Below are 18,348 nucleotides of genomic sequence, written 5' to 3' on the forward strand. Positions count from 1 at the left end.
TTTACGACGAAGCCTCGCCAGCCTGCGCTTGCTCCACCTTTACCAGGTGCAGGTTGCGCAAATAAATCGCCACCCCCAGTCCCTGGCCGGCGACGAACACGGGATCGCGCCGGTGCACCGCATACGCGAGCAGCACCAGCGCGCCCAGGATGCTCAGGTACCAGAAGGACACCGGGATCACGCTGCGGCCCCGGCGCTCGCTGGCCAGCCACTGGATCACGAAGCGGCCCATGAACAAGGCCTGGCCGCCGAAGCCGAGCAGCAGCCACCAGCCGTCCTCAGCCATCGACGCCCTCCTCGAGCGGCGCCGCCTTGTGCTGCGGCGGCGAACGCGTGCGGCGCCTGCGCAGCTGCGGCAGCATGCGCGCCATTTCCCGGCCGCCCCAGAGCAGGCAGACGCCGCCGACCAGGCGCTGCGCCGGCAGTACCTCAGGGATGCCGATATGCCTGCTGACCAGCAGCGAGGCCGCCACCGCGGCCAGCACCAGGCCTGCCAGCCAACCGGCCACGCCCGAACTGCGCCAACACCGGCGCCCTTGCAGCGCCAGGCCGAGCCCCGCACCCAGCCAGCCCCCCAGCATGCCCCACAGCACATCGGCCGGCCAGTGCACGCCCACCATGATGCGCGACAGGCCGACCAGCGCGGCCAGCAGCAGGGCCAGCGCGCGCAGCAGGCGCTTGCCCTCCACCCCCATCACCCAGATGCCGGCGATGGCGAAGGCGGCCGCCGCGTGCCCCGAGGGGAAAGACACGCGCCGGTATGCCGGCCCGGCCTGGTAGAACTGGTCCAGCGGCAGCGCCGCGAGCGGTCTCGGCAGGTCGATGAACTGCTTGGTGACCTGGGTCCAGAGGGCGGCGAAGACGGCCGCGGCCAGCGCCGCCCAGAAGCAGTGCGGCAGGCGCCGGATGCAGGGCAGCACCAGGGCCAGCGCCACCGCGCCGTCGCCGAACATGGTCAGGTGCAGCCACAGCAGCGGCGGCACGGCATGGCCGGCGTGGTTGAGCGCCAGGAAAACCGGCTGGTTGCCGCCGGTGGCGAGGAGCAGCGCCAGCAGCGCCAGCGCGGTGGCGGGCGGCAGCCAGGCCCAGGGCGAACCCAGCGGCGGCCTCATCCGTTCGCTCCCGGCATGCGGGCCAGCACGATGCCGCCCTTGCGGTACAGCAGCCGGGCCGGTCCGAGCGCGCCCAGGGCGTCGCTGCGCGTCAGGATCACCTGCCCGGCGCCCGGCGACGCCGTGGCCGGCGTGACGGCGCCGCGATAGACGGAAAAGCTGGGCACGTTGATGCGCCAGCTGTGCACTTCCCAGCCCGCGCGCCGCGCCAGCAGCGCCGCTTCCTTGACCGGCCCCTGCTGCAGCGCGGCGGCCGCCGGCAGCAGCAGGCCGGCCAGGGCCAGCGAACACAGCAAACCGGACGCGGCCAGGCGCCGCCACGGCGGCGGCTCGCGCCACAAGGCCAGACCGAGCAAGGCCACGAGCAGCAGCACCGCCCCCGCTTGCCACAGCGGGCCGAACACCCCGTCCTGCCCCAGCGCCTCGCGCACGTAGGGGTTGGCGATGCCCGGCGCGAAACGCCGCAGGAGCTGGGGCAGCGCGGCCACCAGGCCGAGGAACAGCAGCGGCGGCGCGAAGGCCAGCAGCCTCGAGCGCAGGACGCCGCGCCGCTGCGCCATCAGCAGGAACAGCGGCGTCGCGCCGTATAGCAGGTAGTGCGGCAGCTTGGTCCCCGCCAGCGAAAAGAACACGAACACGAACAGGAACCAGCTCCACAGGAAGCAGTCGAGCGGTGAAGCCCGCATGCGGCGCAGCCCGGGCAGCGTGCGCAGGAACAAGCCGCTATAGGGCAGGAGCAGCACTAGGATGGCCGGCAGGTAGTACAGCGGCCCGCCGCCATGCCCCTGCAGCGGCGACAGGAAACGCTCGACGTTGTGGCGCATGAAGAAGCCGGCCAGGAAGGCGCCGCCGCGCTGCCCGTACTCCAGCAGATACCAGGGCAGGCTCACCGCCAGCAGGATCGCCCAGCCGGCCGGGTCGCGCACGGCGCGCCACCAGTCGCGCGTCCTGCCCTGCAGCGCGAAGGCCAGCAGGCTGGCGGCGCCGGGCACCAGCAGCGCCACCGGCCCCTTGGCCAGCAGGCCGAGGCCGATCCAGAGGAAGGCGCGGCGGCGCCAGGCCGGGCGCGCTCCGAAGGCATAGCGCACGATGTCGAACATGGCCAGGGCCAGGAACAGGTTGAGCAGCGCATCGGCGGTCGCGCCGCGTCCGATCACGGTGAGACCGGCCGTGCTGGCGGCGATGAAGGCGGCGGCGTAGCCGGTGTCGCGGTCCAGGTGGCGGCGTCCGAACGCGAAAACCGCCGCGATCCAGGCGCTGGCCGCGAGCGCCGACGGCAGGCGCAGCGCGAATTCGTCCAGCCCGAACATCGTCGCGGACGCCGCCTGCAGCCAGTAGATGAGGATGGGCTTGTCGTAACGCGGCTGGCCGTTCAGCCAGGTGGAGACGTAGTCGCCCCGTTCCAGCATCTCGCGCGTGGCTTCGCCGAAGGCGCCTTCGTCGACGTCGAACAGCGGCATCGCCCCCAGGTTCAGAAACAGCCCGAGCAGCACGGCGGCCGCGAGCAGCAGCGGCAGGGCCGCCGCGCGCAAGCCGGCGCGCCGCGCCAGCCGGCGTTCGCGCGTTCCCTGCGCGCCCAGGATGGAGGCCCCGCCGCGGACGCCCCTCATCGCCGCTCCACGCTGCCCGGCAGCCGCTGGCCGGCGCTGCCGGCGCCGCCGCCGCCCGGGCCGCCCAGGGTCTCGCGCACCAGGTAGGTCCGCGCGGCGCCGGCTTCGAAATAGGTCCGCGCCAGCATTTCGGTCACGATGCCGGTGCACACGAACTGCACCCCGATCACCACCAGCAACACGGCGAGCAGCAGCAAGGGGCGGCTGGCGATGGCCGCCCCCTCCCCCAGCTTCAGCCAGGCCAGCCAGCCCAGCGCCGCCATGCCGGCAAAGCCGCAAGCCAGGCCGATGCGGCCGAAGAAATGGCCCGGGCTGGCGCGGAAGCGCACGAAAAAATACATGGACAGCAGGTCGAGCAGTACCTTGAAGGTGCGCGACAGGCCGTATTTGGAGCGCCCGTGGATGCGCGGGAAGTGGCTCACCTGCTCTTCGCGGATGCGCTCCGGCGCCGTCACGGTCGCCATCCAGGTCGGGATGAAGCGGTGCATCTCGCCGTACAGCCGGACCTGGCGCAGGACCGCGCCGCGGTAGACCTTCAGCGAGCAGCCGTGATCGTGCAGGCGCACCCCGGTGACCAAGGCGATCAGGCGGTTCGCCAGCTTCGACGGCAGCCGGCGCAGCCAGAAGCCGTCCTTGCGCTCGTGGCGCCAGCCGGCCAGCAGGTCGAGGTCTTCATCGAGCAGGCGGCGCACCATGCGCACGATGTCGTGCGGGTTGTTCTGCAGGTCGCCGTCCATGGTGGCGATCACGCTGCCGCGCGCGGCGTCGATGCCGGCCTGCATGGCGGCGGTCTGGCCGAAGTTGCGGCGCAGGATGACCGCCCGCACATGGCGCGGACTGCTGGCCACGGCTTCGCGGATGCGCTCCAGCGTGCGGTCGCGGCTGCCGTCGTCGACCAGGATCAGCTGCCAGGGCCAGGGCGAGGCCGCCATCGCCGCCTGCACCTGGGTGGTCAGCGGCAACACGTTGTCTTCCTCGTCGTGCAGGGGCACCACCAGCGACAGGCTATGCATGACCGCTCTCCTCGGATCGGGGGGCCACGGCCCCGCTTTGCCACCGAGTTTAGGGAGCTGCTGCCGTGTTCATGCCGAACGGATCAAATGTGCGCGCATTGACCGGCGCGCTGTATGGACGCGCTTCGTGGGACAATTCCGCAGCTTGCAAAAACAAGAACGATAACAATGAAGACCTACAAAACAGCGGCCTGGCGCCTTTCCGCCCTCGCCTTCGGGCTGGCGTCGGCGGGCGCCGCAGCGGGCATGGACGTGCGCGTCGCAGCGCAGGAAGCGATCGCGCCGAAATGGTTCCAGCTGCCGGATCGCGCAGCCGGCATCTGCCCGGACTTCATCGCCGCGGTCGAGCGGATCGAGCCGCGCCTGCACTTCACGGGCTACCGCCGCAGCCGCTCGCTGCCGGGCATCGAGACCGGCCTCGAAACGGGCAGCCTGGACGCCGCCTGCGCGCTGATCCCCTCGGCGCGGCGCCATGCGATCGCCGTGCCAGTAGGAAAATACGTGTACATCACCCGCCACATGCTGGCGGTGCGCGCCGGCGATCCGGCCGTCGTGCGCGACATGCAGGACCTGGTGCGCATGGGCGCGCTGGTCACCAGCCAGCGCGGTTCGGTGTTCACAGACGGACTGAAGACGGCCGGGGTGCGCGTCGACGACGCCAGCGACGACAACGGCCTCAACCTGCACAAGATGCTGGGAGGGCACGGTCGCTTCGCGTATCTGAACGAGCTGACCATGAAGCACTACCTGCGCAGCGAAAAGCTGGAAGCGCGCGTGCGCGTGCTGCCGGTGGTGCTGGGAGCGGAGCCTGCCTATTTCTGGGTCAGCCGCAAGGCCGATCCGGCCCTCCCCGCCATGCTCGGCGCCGCCATCGACAAGTTAAAGGCGAGCGGCGAACTCGACCGTATAACAGCGCACTGGAGCGCCGAACCCTGAGAGCGCCGCCAGCGGATTACGCCGGGCTCAGCAGCTTCAGTCCGACGATGCCCGCCACGATCAGCGCGATCGACAGCAGGCGCAGCGCGCCGGCCGGCTCGCCCAGCATGATCATGCCGAACACGGCGGTGCCGACGGTGCCGATGCCGGTCCAGACCGCATAGGCCGTGCCGAGCGGCAGCGCGCGCAATGCCAGGCCGAGCATGCCGACGCTGCCGGCCATGGTCGCCAGGGTCAGCACGGACGGCCACGGCCGCGTGAAGCCGGCCGTGTATTTCAGGCCCACGGCCCAGCCCACTTCCAGCAGTCCGGCAATCACCAGATACACCCAGCTCATCGTCTTCTCCGCCCATCGACACACAAAAGGCGGCAAGTATAGCACTGGCCGCCTGGCGGGGATTTGTGACCCGGAGTCAAAAATGGGGCGGTCCCGGCAGGATTTTTCCGTCTGTCGTAAGATGCCGAGGCCTTACTGAATTCTCAGTCAACAAGAACAGGAGTACTGATGACTACGTTGTTTGATCCCTTGAAAGTCGGCGCCCTGGAGTTGCCGAACCGCATCGTGATGGCGCCGCTGACCCGCTCGCGCGCTGCCGGCGAAGGCCGGGTCCCGAACGCCATGATGGCGGAATATTATGCGCAGCGCGCTTCGGCCGGCCTGATCCTGTCGGAAGCGACCTCGGTGACCCCGATGGGCGTCGGTTACGCCGACACCCCGGGCATCTGGTCCGACGAGCAGGTCGAAGGCTGGAAACTGGTGACCGAGGCCGTGCACCAGGCCGGCGGCCGCATCGTCCTGCAGCTGTGGCACGTGGGCCGCATCTCGGATCCGGTCTTCCTGAACGGCGACACCCCGGTGGCCCCATCGAGCATCAAGCCGGCCGGCCACGTCAGCCTGGTGCGTCCGATCAAGGAATACGAGACCCCGCGCGCGCTGGACCTGGAAGAGATCCCGGGCATCGTCGCCGCCTACCGCAAGGGCGCCGAGAACGCATTGAGGGCCGGCTTCGACGGCGTCGAGATCCACGGCGCCAACGGCTATCTGCTCGACCAGTTCCTGCAAGATAAAACCAACCAGCGCAGCGATGCCTACGGCGGCTCGATCGAGAACCGCGCCCGCCTGATGCTGGAAGTCACCGACGCCTGCATCGCAGTCTGGGGCGCCGACCGCGTCGGCATGCACCTGGCGCCGCGCCGCGATTCGCACGACATGGGTGATTCGACCCCGCTGGAAACCTTCGGCTACGTCGCCCGCGAGCTGGGCAAGCGCGGCATCGCCTTCATCTGCGCGCGCGAAGCGGTCGGCGGCGATTCCCTCGGCCCGGCACTCAAGAAGGCCTTCGGCGGCGTCTACATCGCCAACGAGAAAATGACCAGGGAAGCCGCCGAACAGTTGCTCACCAGCGGCGACGCCGACGCCGTGGCCTGGGGGCAATGGTTCATCGCCAATCCCGACCTGCCGGCCCGCCTCGAGCAGAACGCGCCGCTGAACCCGGCCCGTCCGGAGAAGTTCTATGCACCGGGTCCCGAGGGCTATATCGACTATCCGGCGCTGAACGCCGCCTAAGCACTCCCCGCCCTTCGACGTATGCATGCATATATCGAAGGGCTGTTTCTTCTCCCTCCAGCCCCTCCAGGCAGCAAAAATTCACCATATCGGGCCGCATACCGATACGAATAGTGTTGCCGACATGCTATTCTTGCGCGATCCATTTTCCGTCAATCCGCGCAAGGACAACTGTGAACACCACCGCTCTTCGCCTGCTGCCGCTCGCCATCGCCACCGCGCTGGCTTTTGCACCCGCCACCCAAGCCGCCACCGCCGCCGCGCCGCGTGCCGAGAACGCTTTCCTGTCGCAGGCTGACGCCGCCGCCCGCGCCGCCCGCGTTTCGAACGTCGACTACGTGCTCGACTTCACCCTGACCGGCAAGGAAAACTTCGGCGGCACCACGACCCTGAGCTTCGACCTGAACGACGCCTCGAGCCCGCTGACCATCGACCTCGACAAGGCCACCGTCAAGTCGGTCACCGTCAACGGCAAGCGCGTCACGCCGCAGTACAACGGCTGGTTCGTCACCCTGGCCGCGCAGGACCTGGTCAAGGGCCGCAACACCGTCGCCATCGTCTACGAGCGCCCGCACAGCACCAATGGCGAAGGCCTGCACCGCATGGTCGACCCGGTCGACAAGCGCGTCTACACCTACTCGCACTTCGAGCCGGCCGCCGCGCACCAGATGTTCGCGGTGTTCGACCAGCCCGACCTGAAGGGCACCTACCAGGTCAACGTCAGCGTCCCGGCCGACTGGGAAGTGATCTCGACCACGCGCGAGAGCAAGATCGAAGCGAACGGCGACGCCAAGCGCTGGACCTTCCCGAAGACCAAGAAGCTGAGCCCCTACAACTTCTCGATGCACGCCGGCCCCTACAAGAAGTGGGAAGACAACAGCGGCAAGTACCCGATGCGCCTGTTCGCGCGCCAGTCGGTGGCGGCGCAGATCAAGCCGGCCGAATGGTTCAAGTACACCAAGTCGGGCCTGGCCTTCTTTGACGACTACTTCGGCGTCCCCTACCAGTTCGAGAAATACGACCAGATCCTGGTCCCGGACTTCCTGTACGGCGCGATGGAAAACGCCGGCGCCATCACCTTTGCCGAACGCGGCTTCATGTACAAGGCCGACATGACTTCGGACCAGCGCCAGAACCTGGCGTCCGTGATCATGCACGAGATGGCCCACCAGTGGTTCGGCGACCTGGTGACCATGAAGTGGTGGAACGGCCTGTGGCTGAACGAGAGCTTCGCCTCCTTCATGGGCACCCTGGCGACCGCCGAAAGCACCGAGTTCAAGGACGCCTGGCGCTCCTTCTACTCGCACGGCAAGCAGGGCGCCTACGTGCAGGACCAGAGCTCGACCACCCACCCGATCGAAGTGCCGGTGCCGTCGACCCAGAACGCCTTCGACAACATCGACGCGATCACCTATTCGAAGGGCGCCTCGACCCTGATGCAGCTGCGCCATCTGCTGGGCGCGGACGTGTTCCGCAAGGGCGTGCACAACTACCTGGTCAAATACCAGTACCGCAATGCCACCCTGGACGACTTCATCGGCAGCCTGGGCGACGCCGCCGGCCGCGACCTGAAGGGCTGGACCAGGGAGTGGCTGTACCAGCCGGGCGTGAACACCATCGCCGCCAACTTCAGCTGCAGCGGCGGCAAGATCAAGTCGTTCAATCTCGAGCAGTCGGCCAGCAAGCAGTTCCCGACCCTGCGCGAGCAGCGCGTGCAGGTGGCCAGCTTCCGCATGGACGGCAAGCAGCTCAAACTCGACAAGAACGTCGCCATCATCTACAAGGGCGCGAAGACCGCCGTGCCGGGCATGGTGGGCGCCGCCTGCCCGGACCTGGTGTATCCGAACTTCGAGGACTGGGGCTTCGTGAAGGTCCAGCTGGACAAGCGCTCCTTCGACACCGCGCGCGCCAGCCTGGCCGGCGTCGACGATCCGCTGCTGCGCGCGATGCTGTGGCAAAGCCTGTGGGATGGCGTGCGCGACGCCAAGCTGCCGCTGAACGACTTCATCACCACCGCGCTGAACAACGCGCCGCACGAGCAGGACTACACCCTGCTGGGCGACGTGCTGGGCAAGGTCGGCGCCGCCAAGTACTACCTGACCGCCGGCGATCCGAACAGCGCCTACGCGCAGCAGGCCGGCCGCCAGCTGGAAGAGATGGCCTGGAACGCCGCCGTCGCCGCGAAGGGCAACGACGACTTCCAGCGCCGCTGGTTCGGCACCTATATCGGCATGGCCAGCTCGCGTCCGGCCCTCGACCGCCTCGCCGCCCTGCTGGACGGAAAGCAGACGCTGGACGGGCTCACCGTCAACCAGGACCTGCGCTGGTCCATCATCGCGCGCCTGAACCGCTTCGACTATCCGGGCGCGCTGGAGCTGGTGAAAGCCGAGCAGGAACGCGACAAGTCGGACAGCGGCCAGTCCGCGGCCCTGGCGGCAACCGTCATGCGTCCTGACCCGGCGGTGAAGGCCGAGTGGCTGGGCACGATCCAGGACACCAGGACCAAGCTGTCCTTCTCGAAGGTACGCACGGCGATGGGCAGCCTGTATCCGGCCGAGCAGAAAGCCCTGGCCGAGCAGACCGCCGACCAGCGCCTGGCCAGCTTGCCGGAACTGGACAAGAGCGCGGGCCCGGTCTACATGCGCGCCTACGGCCCGAGCATGATCCCGGCCAGCTGCACCCCGGCCAGCGTCAAGCGCCTGCAGGCGGCCAGCGAGAAGATGAAGGACCTGTCGGCCGGCACCCGCCGCACCCTGCTCGGCACGCTGGAAGACGACCAGCGCTGCGTGGCCATCAAGCAGGCGATGACGGCGAAGTAAGCCGATGCACCAGGACGCCGGCGCGGCAGGTCTCCCGAACAGGAACCGGGCTGCGCTGGCGCTGATCTTCGGCATGCATATGCTGGCGCTGCTTGCCTGGATGGGGCAGCGCCCGCCTCCCTTGCCGGACCTGCCGCAGGTGGCGACCATCCTGCTGCGGCCGCCGCTACCGCAGCCCAGGCCGGACGAACCGCCGCCGCCCTATCCCGAGCCTCGCCCCGCACTTCCGCAGACCCGGGATTTCCCGCCGATGCCGGGGATGGCCCTCGACAAGGCCAGGTTCGCGGCGCCCGACCCTGCGCCCGCCAGGCCCACGGCGCCCGCCCCGGCGGCACAGGCCAGCGCGCCTGCGCTGGAGGATGCGCACGCGCCGATCACCGTCCGGGACGCCATCCGCGAACAAAAGGAAGCCGAGGGCGGCTTCGGCCTCAGCCTGTCCAAACGCCAGGCCGGCCGCATCGACCGCGAACTGCGCAAGGGGAAATCCGGCGTCCCGGACGAGCCGGACACGCCGATGGGCCGCTTCCGGCGCGGCCTGGAAGCGGCCCACATCGACCGCTCGTGGGCCGTCCACGAAGACAGCTATACCTCGCCGGACGGCACCATCATCTACCGCAAGCGCATCGGCAAGGGCGCCATCTGCCGGCGCAGCGGCAACATCAATCCGCTCGGGATGAACGGCATGGCGATGGGCAACCAGGTGAAGGACGACGTCCCCTGTCCAGGCGGGGTGGACTGGAAGAAAGACCAAGAGCGCCTGCCGCGCTAGCGTTTGCCGCCCCGCTCGGGCGCCGGCGCCGCGCTCATCTCGGCCACCCGCGCCCAAGCCCCCTCGGCCTGGCAGCCCAGCGGCGGATTCTGCTGCAGCAGCCGGCCCAGCTCGACCGGCTTCATCTGGTTGACGCTCACGTTCGGGTCGAGCTTGATGCACATGGCGTCCTGCCATGCGGCCTGGACGTTGCGCGGAATCGGGATCGGCCCGCGCAGCTTTTCGGCCGCGGCCTCGCAGCTTGCCCTGGTCCTGAACTCGCCGCGCAGATTGGCCTGGTCCAGGCTCACGTCCAGGCCCGACTGCATATACAACAGCAAAATCATCGTGTACATCATTTCTCCTGCAATTGACGGATGCTTGACCGCGGATTCGCCGCGATGTTCCTGGCGCATGCCTGGCGCGCCGCATGCACGGCCTGTAGAATGGCCGGCCCGACCGCAACCGCCAGGAAGAATGCCGATGCACTGGGATTACGCCACCCCCTTCACGCTGCCGCGCGTGCCCGAGGCCGCCGACATCGACGGGCTGAACCATACCAACAATGCGGTCTACGTCCGCTGGTGCGAGCAGATCGGCTGGGCCCATTCCGAGGCCCTGGGGCTGAGCCTGGAGGATTACCGGCGCCTGGACCGCGCGATGGCGATCCGGCGCGGCGAGTACGATTACATCCTGCCGACCGTCGAAGGCGAGGCGCTGACGCTGGCCACCTGGCTGGTGGGCGGCGACGGCAAGCTGGCGATGGAGCGCCGCTTCCAGCTGGTCCGCAACAGCGACGGCGCCACCGTGCTGCGCGGGCGCTGGGACCTGGTCTGCATCGATATCGCCGCCGGCAAGCCGCGCCGCATGCCGCCCGAGTTCCTCGAAGCCTATATGCCGGCCATTGTCGGCTAGCGCCAATGTCACAGTTTGCACGATTGGATTTGACATGCCCAATTTGACATGACATCATTCCTTTCTTAGTTGCAACAGTTCTATCCTCCATTAAAAGACTCCGCCATGAACGCCGCTACCGACCTGTCCTTTACCGCGCCCGGCCTCCATGGCCAACTCGCGCAACTCACGCCCGAACAACTCGACCGACTGGACTTCGGCGTGATCGGCTTTAACGGCGAGACCGTCGTCGACCAGTACAACCAGACCGAATCCGAAGCCGCCGGCCTGAGCACCTCGCGGGTGCTGGGCCAGCCGCTGTTCACCAACGTCGCGCCCTGCATGAACAACTTCATGGTCGCCCAGCGCTTCGAAGACGCGCAGGATGAGGGCAGCCCGCTCGACGACACCATCGACTACGTGCTGACCCTGCGCATGCGTCCGATCAAGGTGAAGCTGCGCCTGCTGGCCGAACCGGGCAGCGCGCAACGCTACGTGCTGGTCCAGCGCAAGCTGTGAGCCCGGCTGTGGGACTGGATGCGCACGCCCAGCTGGCGGCCGAGCACGAGGCGCTGATCCAGTTCCTGTACCTGGCCCCGGTGGGCCTGGTGCAGACCGGCATCGACGGCGAGATCGCGATGATCAATCCGATCTCCGCCCAGCTGCTGATGCCGCTGTCGCGCGACGGCTGCCTGACCAATCTGTTCGCCGCGCTGGAAGACGTGGCGCCCGAACTGCGCCACCTGTGCGAGACCTTCGCGCGCCCGAACGGCATGATCTGCGACGGCCTGCACATCCACCTGAACAGCGGCGTGGCGGGCAAGCGCATGCGCGTGCCGCAGGTGCTGTCGCTGAGCCTCCTGAAACTGGACGGCGCGCGCCTGATGGCGGTGCTGTCGGACGTCAGCGAGCAGGTGCGCCGCGAACGCCAGCTGCGCCAGAGCGACGCCTGGCTGAACGCCCTGCTCACCAGCATCAGCGATTACGCGCTGGTGGGACTGGACCGCGAAGGCCGCGTGAGCGACTGGAACGAGACCATCGCCCGCGTCACCGGTTTCACGCCGGCGGTGGTCGGGCAGCCCTATTCCGTGTTTTATCCCGAAGGCGCGACCACCCCGGACCTGGTCGGGGACCGCCTGCGCGACGCCGATGCCAACGGCTGGAGCCTGGACGAGGGCCCGCGCCTGCGCGCCGACGGCAGCCAGTTCTTCGGCAGCAGCATGATCTCGCCGATGCCGGACCGCGATCCGGAAGACATCGCCGACGGCGAGCCGGCCTACTGCCTGGTCCTGCGCGACATCAGCGACAAGCGCGACGCCATCGACCGACGCCGCCGGTCGGTGTTCTGCGACCACCTGACCGGCGTCGCCAACCGCCGCGCCTTTTTCGAAGCCGCCGAACTGGAACTGAACCGCAACCGCCGCACGCCGCGCCCGACCGCCCTGATCCTGTTCGACGCCGATCACTTCAAGCAGATCAACGACCGCCACGGCCACCCGGCCGGCGACCGCGTGCTGCGCCAGCTGGGCGCCGCGCTGTCGCTGACCTTCCGCCAGGTCGACGTGGTCGCGCGCGTGGGCGGCGAAGAGTTCGCCGTGCTGCTGCCGTCCTCGACCCTGGCCGGCGCCAACGCCGTCGCCGAGCGCCTGCGCCAGCTGGTCGAAGGCCAGCCGGTCGGCTTCGAAGGCGCCTCGATCGCCTACACGGTCAGCGCCGGCATCGCGGCCATCGGCGCCGGCGAGACCATCGACCTCGACACCCTGATGCAGCGCGCCGACCGGGCCCTGTACGCCGCCAAGGCGAAGGGCCGCAACCGTGTCGTATGCTGGAATGGAGACCTCGATGCAGCCTGAAAACCAGCCGAACACCCCCGACGCCTACGAAGCCCTGGTGCAATTCCTGTACCGCGCCCCGATCGGCCTGGTGCAGTGCAGCCTGGACGGCACGGTCGACATGCTCAACCCCATGTCCTCCAGCCTCCTGATGCCACTGGTGCGCGACGGCAGCATGGACAACCTGTTCACCGTGCTGCAAGGCGTGGCGCCGCAGCTGCGCGGGCTGGCGGACAGTTTCGCCGAGCCCTCCGGCGCGGTCTGCGAAGGCCTGCGCCTGCAGCTCGGCGACGCCGCCACGCCGGGCGCGCCGCAATGGCTGTCGCTGTCGGTGCTGAAGCTCGACCCGAGCCGCCTGATGGCCGTGGTCACCGACGCCAGCCACGAGGTGCAGCGCGAGCAGGAAAGGCTGGCGAAGCGCCTCAAGACGGCGGCCCGCACCGACGCCCTGACCCGCATGCCGAACCGCGAGGCGCTGCTGGAACAGGCGCAGCAGATGCTGGGGCGGCCGGCGGGCAGCAGCGGCTTCGCGCTGCTGTTCATGAATTGCGACCGCTTCCGCCAGATCAACGACGCCCTCGGCCAGAGCGCCGGCGACCGCCTGCTGGTGCAGATCGGCGAGCGGGTCCGCGCCACCCTGCGCCCGCCCAGTGACCGGATCGACCCGAACGCCGGCAGCGGCCAGATGGCGGCGCGGGTCGGCGCCGACGAATTCGCCGTGCTGCTGGACGGCCTGCGTTCGCGCGAAGACGCGCTGAAGATCGCGCTGCGCCTGCTCGAAGCGCTGGCGCGCCCGCACCAGCTGCCGAGCGGCCAGGAGATCACCTGCAAACTGTCGATGGGCCTGGTGTGGGGCGCGGACGCCGGCGATTTCGCGGGCGAGATGCTGCGCGACGCCAGCATCGCCATGGTCGAAGCCAAGCGCACCGGCGGCAACCATTGCACGATGTTCGAGCCGGCCATGCGCGAACGCGCCGCGCGCCGCGCCGACATCGAATCGGACCTGCGCCTGGCCCTGGTCGAAGAGCAGCTGTTCGTGGTCTACCAGCCGGTGGTGGGACTGCGCGAGGATGGCGGCACCGACTTCTCGGCCGGGGTCGAGGCCCTGGTGCGCTGGCAGCATCCGGCGCGCGGCGTGGTGCCGCCTTTCGAATTCATCCAGGTGGCCGAGGAATCGGGCCTGATCGGGGCGCTGGGCGACTTCGTGCTGCGCCGCGCCTGCCGCGACTTCATGGCCTGGCAGCGCGAGCTCGGCTCCGGCGCGCCGCGCCTGCTGGCGGTGAACCTGTCGCGCGCCCAGCTGGCCCAGCCGGACTGGCCGGCCACCGTGCAGCAGATCCTCGACCTCGAAGGCATGCATCCGTCCCAGCTGCAGCTGGAGGTGACGGAAAGCCTGGCGGCCCAGGACCAGCAGGTGCAGGACCGCCTGCACGAGCTGAAGGCGATCGGCATCACGCTGGCGCTGGACGACTTCGGCACCGGCTATTCCTCGCTGTCCAGCTTGCACCAGCTGCCGGTGGACACGGTCAAGATCGACCGCTCCTTCGTCTGCCAGGCCGACACCAGCCAGCACCACCGCGTGCTGATCGAAGCCACCGTCAAGGTCGCCCAGAGCCTGGGCATGAACACGGTGGCCGAAGGCATCGAGACCGAGGCGCAGGCGGCCGCGGTGCGCGGCCAGCAGTGCGCCAAGGGCCAGGGCTACCTGTTCAGCCGCCCGCTCACTTCGCCCGCGCTGCTGGACTGGCTGCGCGCAGCCTTGCCCGCCGCCGCCTAGCGCCCGATAAAGCCCCCATGGCGGCGTTGCATCGTCTCGCCGTACTCGCGTACTGTCTTCGACGATGCGCCTTGCCCTGAGGGCTTTCTCAGGCGCCAGGTATTTAACGCATCGCCAGCGGCCGGCGCCGGCGCGGCGCCGGAAAGCCGGCGTCGAGCTGGGCCAGGTCTTCGGCAGTCAGATCCAGGTCCAGCGCGGCGCGGTTCTCGCGCACGTGCTGCGGCCGCACCGCCTTCGGAATCACCACCACGTCCTCCTGGCGCAACAGCCAGGCCAGCGCCACCTGGGCCGGCGTGACGCCGTGGCGGCGCGCCACCGCCGCCAGTTGCGGATTGCCCAGCATGGCCGCCTGCGAGGCCGGCTCCGATTCCAGCGGAGAATACGCCATGACCGGGATCCGCCGCTCGCGGCACCAGGGCAGCAGCTCCCATTCGACGCCGCGCTGGGACAGGTTGTACAGCACCTGGTCGGCGGCCAGCAGTTCGCCGCCGGGCAGCGCCGCCGCTTCCAGCATGTCGTCGAGGTCGAAGTTGCTGACGCCGAAGTCGCCGATCTTGCCCTGTTCGCGCAGGCGCATGAAGGCGTCCAGCGTCTCCCCGACCGGCACATTGCCGCGCCAGTGCAGCAGGTAGAGGTCGATGCGCTCCGTGTTCAGGCGCCGCAGGCTGCGCTCGCAGGCGGCCTGCACGCCGCGGCGGTCGGCGTTGTGCGGATAGACTTTACTCACCAGGAATACCTCGTCGCGGCGGCCGGCGATCGCCTCGCCCACCACCTCCTCGGCCCCGCCCTCGCCGTACATCTCGGCCGTGTCGATCAGCGTCACGCCCAGGTCCATGCCGAGGCGCAGGGCCGCGACTTCGTCCCGGCGCGCGGACGGGTCCTCGCCCATGTTCCAGGTGCCCTGGCCGAGCACGGGAATCCGGCGGCCCGAAGGTAAAAGCAAACTGTTCAATGCGCCCTCCTTTGCGTGAAGGGCAACGATAACCCAGGGTTTGTGCGCGCTCAAGGGCGAGATTGAGGCAAGCGGCTTTGCATGCCAGATGCTTGGCGCACACTGGACCGGTTAGCTCCCGCATGTAGCGCGACCATGACACCGACACACATCGTTTATTCAAGGCACCGCTTGGCGCGGTGCGCATCGACCGTGATCACCACGCTGTGCGCCTGCGCGGCCCTTGCGGCGGTCGGCTGCACCGTCAAGGACAAGCACCCGGTGGCGGTCACGCCCGAGGTCGTGCCGACCGAACTGTGGGTGGCGCAGGATGGCCTGGACAGCAATCCGGGCACCCGCGCCGCGCCGCTGCGCTCGCTGGCGCGGGCGGCCCAGCTGGTCACGCCCGGCACCACCGTCAACGTGTTGCCCGGCACCTACCAGGGCGGCTTTCGCACCAGCATCAACGGCATGGCGAATGCCCGCATCGTGTTCCGCTCGACGGAACGCTGGCAGGCGCGGCTGGTGCCGCCGCCCGTCTCCGGCACCGACATGGCCTGGGACAACCGCGCCAGCTATATCGACATCCAGGGCTTCGAGGTCGACGGCTCGCCGCGTACCGAGGGCCAGCCCTGGACCACCGGCATCTACAGCGGCGGCTCCTACAACCGCATCGCCTCCAACCACGTGCACCACATCGCCACCACGCTGCCCTGCACCAGCAAGGGCGGCTCCGGGATCGGGGTCGACAGCTATTACAAGGGCATGTATTCGGAGGTCATCGGCAACAGCGTGCACGACATCGGGCCGGCCGGCTGCCGCTACGTGCAGGGGATCTACGTGAACACGCCGGGCACGGTGCGCAACAACATCGTCTACCGCGTTGCCGAGGCCGGCGTCCACCTGTGGCACGACGCGCACAAGGTCATCGTGGTCAACAACACGATCACGGCCTCGAACACCGGCATCCTGGTGGGCGGCGGCGACTTCTATCACACCAGGGGACCGAACGATCACACCCACGTGTTCAACAACATCGTGTACGACAACCGCTACGGCATCTCCGAACAGGGCGCGACCGGAAAGCACAACAGCTACCGCAACAACCTGGTGTTCGGCAACAAGGAAGCCGACTGGCGGCTGGCCGAGGGCATGCGGCACGCCGGCACCATCGCCGCCGCCCCGGGCTTCCTCAGCTACTCGCGCAGCGGCACGCCGGACTTCCGCCTGGCGGCGGACTCGCCGGCCATCGGTAAGGGCCTCGAGCATGGCGCGGATGGGCCCGATTTCTACGGCAAGTCGCGCGACCAGAATGAGTCGGTCGACATTGGCGCCTGCCAGCACTAGGTAGCGTGGGGTGTTGACGAGCGCATGCTCATCGGCTGTACATCGTGGGGCACAGCGTGCCCACCCTAGGTTCTAAAGAATCTCGTTCACCAGTTCGGATGGCCGGCACAGGCGCACACCCTTGGGCGTGACCACGAAGGGGCGGTTGATCAGGACCGGGTTGGCGACCATGGCGTCCAGCAGCGCCTCGTCACCGGCGCCGTCCAGCCCCAGTTCCCCGTAGCGCGCCTCCTTGCTGCGCACCGCCTCGCGCACCGACAGGCCGGCGTCCGCGATCATCTTCTTCAGCTGTTCGCGTGCCGGCGGATTGGCCAGGTAGTCGACCACCTCCGGTTCATGGCCTGCTTCGCGGATCGCGTCCAGCGTGGTGCGCGAGGTGCCGCAGCGTGAATTGTGAAAAATCTTGATGTCCATCGTTAAATTCCTCCTTCGGATAAGCTGCCGTCTTGCTGCTTGGGCAAGGGATCATACCGACGCCGCTACAACGCTTCCAGTCTTTTTGCTTGTCCAGGGTTTTTTCCCGCTATAGAATCCCCCGTTTATTTTCCAGGGCGCAATGAAGACGCCCGCTTGAGAGACTGATCATGCAAGAACACCTGATGCGCCCGGCCACGCTGCCAAGCTGGGGCCAGCGCACCGCCCTGCGGATGCTGAACCTGATCGGCTGGAACGTGTATTTCCAGCCCCTGCCCGGCCCGCATGGCATCGCCGTCGTCTATCCGCACACCTCGAACATCGATTTCTTCGTCGGCCTGCTGGCCAAGTGGGCGCTCGCCCTGCCGTTCCGCTGGCTGGCCAAGGATTCGCTGTTCCGCGGCCCGATGGGCTTCATCATGCGCTACTGGGGCGGCGTGGCGGTCGACCGCAGCGCGCCGCAGGGCGCGATCCGCCGCCTGGCCGAGGACATGCTGGCCTCGAAATGGTTCTGGCTGGCGATCACCCCGGAAGGCACGCGCGGCTACCGTCCCTACTGGAAGAGCGGCTTCTACCGCATCGCGCTGGCCGCCAGGGTGCCGGTGCTGCTGGTGTCGTTCGACTACGGCAGGAAGATCGTCGACGTCACCAGATCGATCACCCTGAGCGGCGACGAAGCCGCCGACATGGCGGCCATCGCCGCCGTCTACGAAGGCGTGCAGGCCAGGTACCCGAAGGATGCGGCGCCGATCCGCCTGGCCGAACCGGGCTCAGACGAGGCCCGTAAGCAGGCATAAGCCTGCGGCGCCGATCGCGGCGCCCGCGATCCGGCGCCGCTGCTCGTCCGGCCGCACGACGATCCCCAAACCCATCACGAGGGCGCTGGCGAGCAGGAAGCCGGCGCCGCTGGGCATCCCCGCCAGTTCGCGCCCATGCGCGAGACCATGCAGGAAGCCGCACAAGCTCGCCAGCAGCACTGCGATCTGCGGCGGCAGCCGCAGCGCCGACGCTGCCAGGGCGCCCAGCAGCAGTACGGTGGCGGCGATCGACATCTCCAGCGCCGGCAGCATGCCGTCCGCGACCATCGCAACACAGGATGCACCCAGCGCCATCAGCGCCAGGAATACCGGCGGCAGCACGAAGCCGCTACGCTGCTGCCGGCTCCACAGTCCCAGCGCCAGCAAGGCCAGCAGGTGGTCCAGTCCCGTGAGCGGGTGCAGAAAGCCGGCCATCATGCCGGCGCCGCCACCGTGTCCGGGGTGGGCCACCGCCGGCAGCGCCGTCATCGTTGCCGCCAGGCCGGCCGCGGCCAGCGCCAGGGTTCTCGTCTTGTATGCCATTGTCGCTC

General features: G+C 68.7%; 19 protein-coding genes. 10 read left to right on the forward strand and 9 right to left on the reverse strand.

Annotation, left to right across the window (positions count from 1 at the left end; translation table 11 throughout):
- Position 1: 1 nt before the first annotated feature.
- Genes ACFPO9_RS02780 through ACFPO9_RS02795 form a run of 4 tightly spaced genes read right to left on the reverse strand, consistent with a single transcriptional unit; the run spans position 2 to position 3,735 of the window.
- Complete coding sequence (locus tag ACFPO9_RS02780) at positions 2-286, reverse strand: lipid-A-disaccharide synthase N-terminal domain-containing protein (protein ID WP_379766713.1); 285 nt, start codon at positions 284-286, stop codon at positions 2-4.
- Positions 279-1,112 carry a phosphatase PAP2 family protein gene (locus ACFPO9_RS02785; protein WP_379766716.1) on the reverse strand — a complete coding sequence of 278 codons (834 nt, stop codon included), beginning with the start codon at positions 1,110-1,112 and terminating at the stop codon, positions 279-281. Before ACFPO9_RS02785 ends, ACFPO9_RS02780 begins: the two co-directional genes overlap by 8 nt.
- The gene (locus tag ACFPO9_RS02790; RefSeq protein ID WP_379766719.1) at positions 1,109-2,722 is read right to left on the reverse strand and encodes an ArnT family glycosyltransferase; all 1,614 of its coding nucleotides are present in this window, start codon (positions 2,720-2,722) and stop codon (positions 1,109-1,111) included. The genes ACFPO9_RS02785 and ACFPO9_RS02790 overlap by 4 nt, the downstream gene beginning before the upstream one ends.
- Positions 2,719-3,735: a glycosyltransferase family 2 protein gene (locus tag ACFPO9_RS02795; RefSeq protein WP_379766723.1), complete on the reverse strand. Its 1,017-nt coding sequence runs from the start codon at positions 3,733-3,735 to the stop codon at positions 2,719-2,721. Before ACFPO9_RS02795 ends, ACFPO9_RS02790 begins: the two co-directional genes overlap by 4 nt.
- 168 nt (positions 3,736-3,903) lie before the next feature.
- Between ACFPO9_RS02795 and ACFPO9_RS02800 the strand changes: the two genes are divergently transcribed.
- The gene (locus ACFPO9_RS02800; RefSeq protein WP_379766726.1) at positions 3,904-4,671 is read left to right on the forward strand and encodes a substrate-binding periplasmic protein; all 768 of its coding nucleotides are present in this window, start codon (positions 3,904-3,906) and stop codon (positions 4,669-4,671) included.
- A gap of 16 nt (positions 4,672-4,687) precedes the next feature.
- Here the strand turns inward: ACFPO9_RS02800 and sugE are convergent, their stop codons facing one another.
- On the reverse strand, positions 4,688-5,008 hold the full coding sequence (gene sugE / locus ACFPO9_RS02805) for a quaternary ammonium compound efflux SMR transporter SugE (protein WP_379766729.1): 321 nt from the start codon (positions 5,006-5,008) through the stop codon (positions 4,688-4,690).
- A 168-nt stretch (positions 5,009-5,176) separates the two neighbouring features.
- Between sugE and ACFPO9_RS02810 the strand changes: the two genes are divergently transcribed.
- From ACFPO9_RS02810 to ACFPO9_RS02820, 3 genes are all read left to right on the forward strand, one after another.
- Complete coding sequence (locus tag ACFPO9_RS02810; RefSeq protein WP_379766732.1) at positions 5,177-6,238, forward strand: alkene reductase; 1,062 nt, start codon at positions 5,177-5,179, stop codon at positions 6,236-6,238.
- 173 nt (positions 6,239-6,411) lie between these two features.
- Positions 6,412-9,057 carry an aminopeptidase N gene (gene pepN, locus ACFPO9_RS02815; protein WP_379766735.1) on the forward strand — a complete coding sequence of 882 codons (2,646 nt, stop codon included), beginning with the start codon at positions 6,412-6,414 and terminating at the stop codon, positions 9,055-9,057.
- 4 nt (positions 9,058-9,061) lie between these two features.
- Positions 9,062-9,826, forward strand: coding sequence for a hypothetical protein (locus ACFPO9_RS02820; protein ID WP_379766738.1), 765 nt, complete (start codon positions 9,062-9,064; stop codon positions 9,824-9,826).
- On the opposite strand, the gene ACFPO9_RS02825 is transcribed toward ACFPO9_RS02820, so the two are convergent.
- Positions 9,823-10,161, reverse strand: a complete 339-nt coding sequence (locus ACFPO9_RS02825; protein ID WP_379766741.1) for a hypothetical protein — start codon at positions 10,159-10,161, stop codon at positions 9,823-9,825. The genes ACFPO9_RS02820 and ACFPO9_RS02825 overlap by 4 nt on opposite strands.
- 127 nt (positions 10,162-10,288) lie before the next feature.
- On the opposite strand from ACFPO9_RS02825, the gene ACFPO9_RS02830 reads away from it, so the two are divergent.
- From ACFPO9_RS02830 to ACFPO9_RS02845, 4 genes are all read left to right on the forward strand, one after another.
- Positions 10,289-10,720 carry an acyl-CoA thioesterase gene (locus ACFPO9_RS02830; protein ID WP_379766744.1) on the forward strand — a complete coding sequence of 144 codons (432 nt, stop codon included), beginning with the start codon at positions 10,289-10,291 and terminating at the stop codon, positions 10,718-10,720.
- A 105-nt stretch (positions 10,721-10,825) separates the two neighbouring features.
- On the forward strand, positions 10,826-11,218 hold the full coding sequence (locus tag ACFPO9_RS02835; RefSeq protein WP_379766747.1) for a phosphonate transporter: 393 nt from the start codon (positions 10,826-10,828) through the stop codon (positions 11,216-11,218).
- The gene (locus ACFPO9_RS02840) at positions 11,215-12,552 is read left to right on the forward strand and encodes a sensor domain-containing diguanylate cyclase (protein ID WP_379766750.1); all 1,338 of its coding nucleotides are present in this window, start codon (positions 11,215-11,217) and stop codon (positions 12,550-12,552) included. Before ACFPO9_RS02835 ends, ACFPO9_RS02840 begins: the two co-directional genes overlap by 4 nt.
- Positions 12,542-14,308, forward strand: coding sequence for a putative bifunctional diguanylate cyclase/phosphodiesterase (locus ACFPO9_RS02845; protein ID WP_379766753.1), 1,767 nt, complete (start codon positions 12,542-12,544; stop codon positions 14,306-14,308). The genes ACFPO9_RS02840 and ACFPO9_RS02845 overlap by 11 nt, the downstream gene beginning before the upstream one ends.
- 103 nt (positions 14,309-14,411) lie before the next feature.
- On the opposite strand, the gene ACFPO9_RS02850 is transcribed toward ACFPO9_RS02845, so the two are convergent.
- On the reverse strand, positions 14,412-15,260 hold the full coding sequence (locus tag ACFPO9_RS02850) for an aldo/keto reductase (RefSeq protein ID WP_379766756.1): 849 nt from the start codon (positions 15,258-15,260) through the stop codon (positions 14,412-14,414).
- A 192-nt stretch (positions 15,261-15,452) separates the two neighbouring features.
- Here ACFPO9_RS02850 and ACFPO9_RS02855 point away from each other — a divergent pair, with 192 nt between their 5' ends.
- Positions 15,453-16,586 carry a DUF1565 domain-containing protein gene (locus tag ACFPO9_RS02855; RefSeq protein ID WP_379766759.1) on the forward strand — a complete coding sequence of 378 codons (1,134 nt, stop codon included), beginning with the start codon at positions 15,453-15,455 and terminating at the stop codon, positions 16,584-16,586.
- Between the two features lie 72 nt (positions 16,587-16,658).
- On the opposite strand, the gene arsC is transcribed toward ACFPO9_RS02855, so the two are convergent.
- On the reverse strand, positions 16,659-17,000 hold the full coding sequence (gene arsC / locus ACFPO9_RS02860) for an arsenate reductase (glutaredoxin) (protein WP_379766762.1): 342 nt from the start codon (positions 16,998-17,000) through the stop codon (positions 16,659-16,661).
- 170 nt (positions 17,001-17,170) lie between these two features.
- Between arsC and ACFPO9_RS02865 the strand changes: the two genes are divergently transcribed.
- On the forward strand, positions 17,171-17,797 hold the full coding sequence (locus tag ACFPO9_RS02865; RefSeq protein ID WP_379766766.1) for a 1-acyl-sn-glycerol-3-phosphate acyltransferase: 627 nt from the start codon (positions 17,171-17,173) through the stop codon (positions 17,795-17,797).
- Here the strand turns inward: ACFPO9_RS02865 and ACFPO9_RS02870 are convergent.
- The gene (locus ACFPO9_RS02870) at positions 17,771-18,340 is read right to left on the reverse strand and encodes a HupE/UreJ family protein (RefSeq protein WP_379766769.1); all 570 of its coding nucleotides are present in this window, start codon (positions 18,338-18,340) and stop codon (positions 17,771-17,773) included. The genes ACFPO9_RS02865 and ACFPO9_RS02870 overlap by 27 nt on opposite strands.
- Between the last annotated feature and the right edge of the window lie 8 nt (positions 18,341-18,348).

Origin of the sequence: Massilia aerilata (assembly GCF_042656905.1) — a bacterium.
GTDB lineage: Bacteria > Pseudomonadota > Gammaproteobacteria > Burkholderiales > Burkholderiaceae_D > Telluria > Telluria aerilata.

Coding starts and splice junctions, on each gene's coding strand:
- ACFPO9_RS02825 (WP_379766741.1), bottom strand. CDS start 10,161: ATGTACACGATGATTTTGCTGTTGTATATGCAGTCGGGCCTGGACGTG.
- ACFPO9_RS02785 (WP_379766716.1), bottom strand. CDS start 1,112: ATGAGGCCGCCGCTGGGTTCGCCCTGGGCCTGGCTGCCGCCCGCCACC.
- ACFPO9_RS02830 (WP_379766744.1), top strand. CDS start 10,289: ATGCACTGGGATTACGCCACCCCCTTCACGCTGCCGCGCGTGCCCGAG.
- arsC (WP_379766762.1), bottom strand. CDS start 17,000: ATGGACATCAAGATTTTTCACAATTCACGCTGCGGCACCTCGCGCACC.
- sugE (WP_379766729.1), bottom strand. CDS start 5,008: ATGAGCTGGGTGTATCTGGTGATTGCCGGACTGCTGGAAGTGGGCTGG.
- ACFPO9_RS02790 (WP_379766719.1), bottom strand. CDS start 2,722: ATGAGGGGCGTCCGCGGCGGGGCCTCCATCCTGGGCGCGCAGGGAACG.
- ACFPO9_RS02810 (WP_379766732.1), top strand. CDS start 5,177: ATGACTACGTTGTTTGATCCCTTGAAAGTCGGCGCCCTGGAGTTGCCG.
- ACFPO9_RS02870 (WP_379766769.1), bottom strand. CDS start 18,340: ATGGCATACAAGACGAGAACCCTGGCGCTGGCCGCGGCCGGCCTGGCG.
- ACFPO9_RS02865 (WP_379766766.1), top strand. CDS start 17,171: ATGCAAGAACACCTGATGCGCCCGGCCACGCTGCCAAGCTGGGGCCAG.
- ACFPO9_RS02780 (WP_379766713.1), bottom strand. CDS start 286: ATGGCTGAGGACGGCTGGTGGCTGCTGCTCGGCTTCGGCGGCCAGGCC.
- ACFPO9_RS02820 (WP_379766738.1), top strand. CDS start 9,062: ATGCACCAGGACGCCGGCGCGGCAGGTCTCCCGAACAGGAACCGGGCT.
- ACFPO9_RS02795 (WP_379766723.1), bottom strand. CDS start 3,735: ATGCATAGCCTGTCGCTGGTGGTGCCCCTGCACGACGAGGAAGACAAC.
- ACFPO9_RS02835 (WP_379766747.1), top strand. CDS start 10,826: ATGAACGCCGCTACCGACCTGTCCTTTACCGCGCCCGGCCTCCATGGC.
- ACFPO9_RS02845 (WP_379766753.1), top strand. CDS start 12,542: ATGCAGCCTGAAAACCAGCCGAACACCCCCGACGCCTACGAAGCCCTG.
- ACFPO9_RS02800 (WP_379766726.1), top strand. CDS start 3,904: ATGAAGACCTACAAAACAGCGGCCTGGCGCCTTTCCGCCCTCGCCTTC.